At 39.9% G+C, this 4,561-nt stretch carries 2 protein-coding genes and 1 pseudogene; all 3 read right to left on the bottom strand.

The genetic code is table 11. The features are described from left to right. Window positions 1–860: pseudogene (gene trkA / locus BN338_RS05870) on the bottom strand (Trk system potassium transporter TrkA); the annotation flags it as partial. A gap of 4 nt (window positions 861–864) precedes the next feature. Beyond that, complete coding sequence (gene ntrX / locus BN338_RS05865) at window positions 865–2,223, bottom strand: nitrogen assimilation response regulator NtrX (RefSeq protein WP_039759959.1); 1,359 nt, start codon at window positions 2,221–2,223, stop codon at window positions 865–867. A 1-nt stretch (window position 2,224) separates the two neighbouring features. Then, window positions 2,225–4,489: a sensor histidine kinase NtrY-like gene (locus BN338_RS05860; RefSeq protein ID WP_039760147.1), complete on the bottom strand. Its 2,265-nt coding sequence runs from the start codon at window positions 4,487–4,489 to the stop codon at window positions 2,225–2,227. Window positions 4,490–4,561 lie beyond the last annotated feature (72 nt).

Genomic DNA, 4,561 nt, shown 5'->3' with positions numbered 1-4,561 from the left:
TACCATATAAAACGGTTGTTTTTTCAAGCTGATCAGCAATTGTGAGGGCTCTTTCTCTATGCGCTTCTATAATCTTCAATTTTAATTTATGGAGACGCTTTTCAATAGCCTGAGCAACATAAAGGCCAATGTGACCACCCCCTGCAATAATCATGCGGTGGGCATCTTGTTCTTTATGACCAAAAAGCCCAACAGCACGACGCATCTGCTCACGAGCAACAACAAGATAGGTTATATCACCAACGCGTAATTGTGTTTCTGAATGTGCAATCAATAATTCCGAGCCACGTTTAATAGTGGTAACTGTCGTTTGAAGATCTGGAAAAAAGCTCTGTTAATTGACGCAAAGGTGTATTAATAACAGGACAATCTTCCATACATTCCAAGGCTAGCGCAACAATATCATCATTACAAAAATAAAGAACATCTATTGCACCAGGCAGAGCAATACGACGTAAAACCATTTCCCCAACTTCAACTTCTGGCGAAATAACCACATCAATGGGAATATTTTCTCTGGAAAAAAGCATCTTATAGCGTGGTTCTAAATAAGATTGTGAGCGAATACGAGCAATTTTTGTGGGAACATCAAATAACGAATGGGCGACCTGACAAGCGACCATATTCACTTCATCAAACAAAGTAACAGCAATCAACATATCAGCCTTGTCTGCACCTGCAGCCAAAAGAACTTCAGGACGAGAACCGTGACCAACAAAACCTCTCACATCCAATGTATCACGAATTTTTTCAATTAATCTGGTTTCAATATCAATAACAGTAACATCGTGATTTTCAGCAGCAAGACGCTCTGCTATTCCATAACCAACCTGTCCTGCACCGCAAATAATAACACGCATTGCTTTAAGAAACTCCAAGCGCTTTAAGCTTACGGTGCAAAGCTGAACGCTCCATGCCTATAAATTCAGCAGTACGCGATATATTCCCCCCCAAACGCCCAATCTGCGCCACTAAATATCTCTTTTCAAACAATTCTCGTGCTTCACGCAATGGTAAATCCATTATACTTTCATCCGAATCCATTTGAAGACGTGGCAAAGAATCACTCACTTCACTAGGAAGAAAGTCCGCTGTTATAGGACCATCACCATCCCGCACAAGAATAAGAAGACGCTCAATATTATTACGTAATTGTCGTACATTACCAGGCCAAGCATGCGTTTGCAAAATAGCGATCACATCATCACTGATTTCACGTGGCTTAATTCCAACCTGCTGTGATATTGTTTTTACAAAATGATGGACAAGTTCTGGAATATCTTCACGACGGGCTGAAAGAGGTGGAACAGTAATAGGAACAACGGAAAGACGGTGGAAAAGATCTTCTCTAAAGCGCCCGTCAGAAATAAGGTTTTCAAGATTTTGCGCTGTTGAAGAAATGATACGAACATCCACCTTAACACGTTTTGTCCCGCCAACTCTTTCAAATGTCTGTCCCGTTAAAACCCGAAGAATCTTACCTTGAGTCTCACGCGGCATATCAGCAATTTCATCAAGATAGAGTATCCCACCATGGGCTTCTTCTAAGGCACCAATCTTGCGCTCTCTTCCCTCCATTTCGCTACCAAACAACTCTATTTCCATTCTTTCTGGAGTAATCGTTGCTGCATTTATTGTAACAAAGGGCCCATTCGAACGTGTTGAGAGCGCATGAATAGTTCGTGCAACAGTCTCTTTTCCTGCTCCTGATGGACCTGTTATCATGATGCGACTATTGGTTGGCGCTACTTTTTCTATGATTTGACGTAAATTCCTTATAACTGTGGATTTTCCGAGCAGCTCTAATGTCTCGTTTGAACGTTTTCGCAACTCTAAAAGCTCACGTTTTAAATTTGAGTTTTCAAGTGTTCTTTCGGCAACCAATACAAGTCTATCAGCTTTAAAAGGTTTTTCAATGAAATCATAGGCTCCGCGCTTTATAGCAGAAACAGCGGTCTCAATATTACCATGACCAGAGATCATAACGACTGGAAGAGCTGGATAGTGCGTTTTAATTTCATCAAGTAGTGCTAAACCATCGAGGCGACTCCCTTGTAACCAAATATCTAAAAAAATAAGCTTTGGAATACGATCACTAATTTGAGCTAATGCTTCATCAGAGTTACAAGCAACACGCGTTTCATAACCTTCATCATCTAAAATACCAGCAACAAGCTCACGAATATCTGCTTCATCATCAACAATCAAGATATCTGATACCATACTATTCCCCTATCTTATGATTTATGGCTTGTATAATACTACCCTGCTTACCCTCATCTGAGGGAAATATCAAACGGATCATCGCCCCACGACCTTCATAAAAACTCTCTGGGGCATCATGAAGCTCCATGGAGCCACCGTGATCTTCAATAACTTTGCGCACAATGGCTAGCCCGAGTCCTGTTCCTTTCTCCCGCGTTGTTATATAGGGTTCTAATAACTTTTGTCTTTGCTCTTTAGGAAGTCCTTTCCCATTATCAACAACATCCACAACCACCCATTCTTCTTGACGATAAGAACGGACAAGAATATGACCGTGAATGTTTTCCTCTCGCATAATTGAATCTATGGATTCGCTCGCATTTTTGATAACATTGCAAAAAGCCTGTACGATGAGACGATTATCAAATGCGCCCATAAGAGGTAGACTTCCTAAGTCTTGCTCAAAATGAATATCATGGCGCGTCACTTCTATCAAGAAGCATGCTTCACGCAACAATTCACGTATATCTAAAACATGCATTTGTGGTTTTGGCATACGTACAAAAGAAGAAAACTCATCAACCATACGCCCAATATCGCCAACCTGTCGAATAATTGTGTCAACACATCGCTCAAAGACCTCTCTATCTTGTGTAATAACTTTGTGATAACGTTTACGAATACGTTCAGCAGATAACTGAATAGGTGTGAGGGGATTTTTAATTTCGTGTGCAATACGCCGTGCAATATCTGCCCACGCCGCTGTACGTTGCGCTGCAACGAGATCTGTAATATCATCAATTGTTAGAACCCAAGATTGCCCTTCCCCATCGTTCTCTTCCATCGTAACTTGGACATTACAGACACGCTCTTTTCCTGCAACGTTTAAAGTAACCTGCTCACGATGATTTTTACGACCCAATGAACGCGCAAACTGAAAAACCTGCCAAATTTCAGCACTTAAAGATAAAAGACTTTGTCCAACAACCTGTTCAAAGCGAATATCAAACATTGTTTCAATCGACCGATTGATAATTGTAATATCACCCTTATCATCGATACCCGCCACTCCCGCTGTTACACCCGATAACACAGCTTCAGAAAAACGCCGTCTTTCATCAATTTGATCACGCACTGCAATCAACTCATTGCGCCGACTTTTCAATTCACTGACCATGTAATTAAAAGTTTTGGATAATTGCCCAATATCTCCGTCTTTTGCTCGCACTGGCACAAAAATTTCCATATTTCCAGAAGCAACATCATCAGCAGCACTAATGAGCAGACGAATAGGGCGAACTAAGCGATCAGCAACAGCAATAGCTGCCCAAATAGCTGATAAGAATAAACTAAAAAAAAGACATAAATAAAGCATACCAAATGCAATTTGTGTGAGCAGGCGATTTTCATTTAAATCACGATAACGATCTGTATTAACTTCTGTCAAACGCAAAGCCGATAAAACACCTTTATCAACGTCGCGTACCAAATATAAAAATGTGTTTGGAATATTGTTAAATTTTAAAATAATACCAAAATAGTCATGAATGCCTGGTTGAAAAGAAAAAGGCCTCGCACTGGTTGCACGCTCAATAAGATTGGACGGAGGGATTGGTAGTTTATCCTCATCACCAAGGGCGCTCGATACAAAAATAGTTCCGCTAGAACTTAACAAAAATGCACCACGCAAATTGCGTCCTAGAGCATGACGCGTTAATTGCATCCGATATTCAGCTGGATTACGTTCTAAAAGTTTTTTGTTATCAAGTGCAAATGCCATAGCATAAGATAAATTTTTCAAATTTTGAAGCATTTCATCTGCATAAGCATTTGCTAAATCAATAGAAGAACCTACAATTTGCCGCGTTGTTGTATCAAACCATCGATCAAGGCCTAAATTTAATGCTGGACCCGATACAAGAGCGACAGCAACAGCTGGCATGGTTGCAACAAGTGCAAACAATGAAATAAGGCGCACATGAAGACGCGAGCCCGCACGCCTTGAACGCCAAGCACGAATGATGGGAATCATCTCATAAAAAACGATGACAATAAGCCCTAAAACCCAAAAACTATTAATCCCTATAAGAATAAGGGTTACTGTTCTACTCGGAACAACAGGGGTTAATCCAATAAGAATAATAAACGAAACAGAAGCTGTAAGTAAAGCCAATACAATAATTGTAATCCCTAAAAAGATATATACCTTACTTAAACGATACAACTCATCGTTATAAGTATTTTTATCAATATCTTGAAGATTCATCACAGATGTTGCATTCATCATAAACTTACAGATCCTTATCCCATTGTTCTCATATAACCTTTTGTGACAAAAATTGACAATAATAATACT

This window comes from Bartonella queenslandensis AUST/NH15, from assembly GCF_000312585.1.
GTDB classification, from domain to species: domain Bacteria; phylum Pseudomonadota; class Alphaproteobacteria; order Rhizobiales; family Rhizobiaceae; genus Bartonella; species Bartonella queenslandensis_A.
Note: the sequence above shows the minus strand (reverse complement) of the source record. Positions and strands in the feature narration are given on the sequence as shown.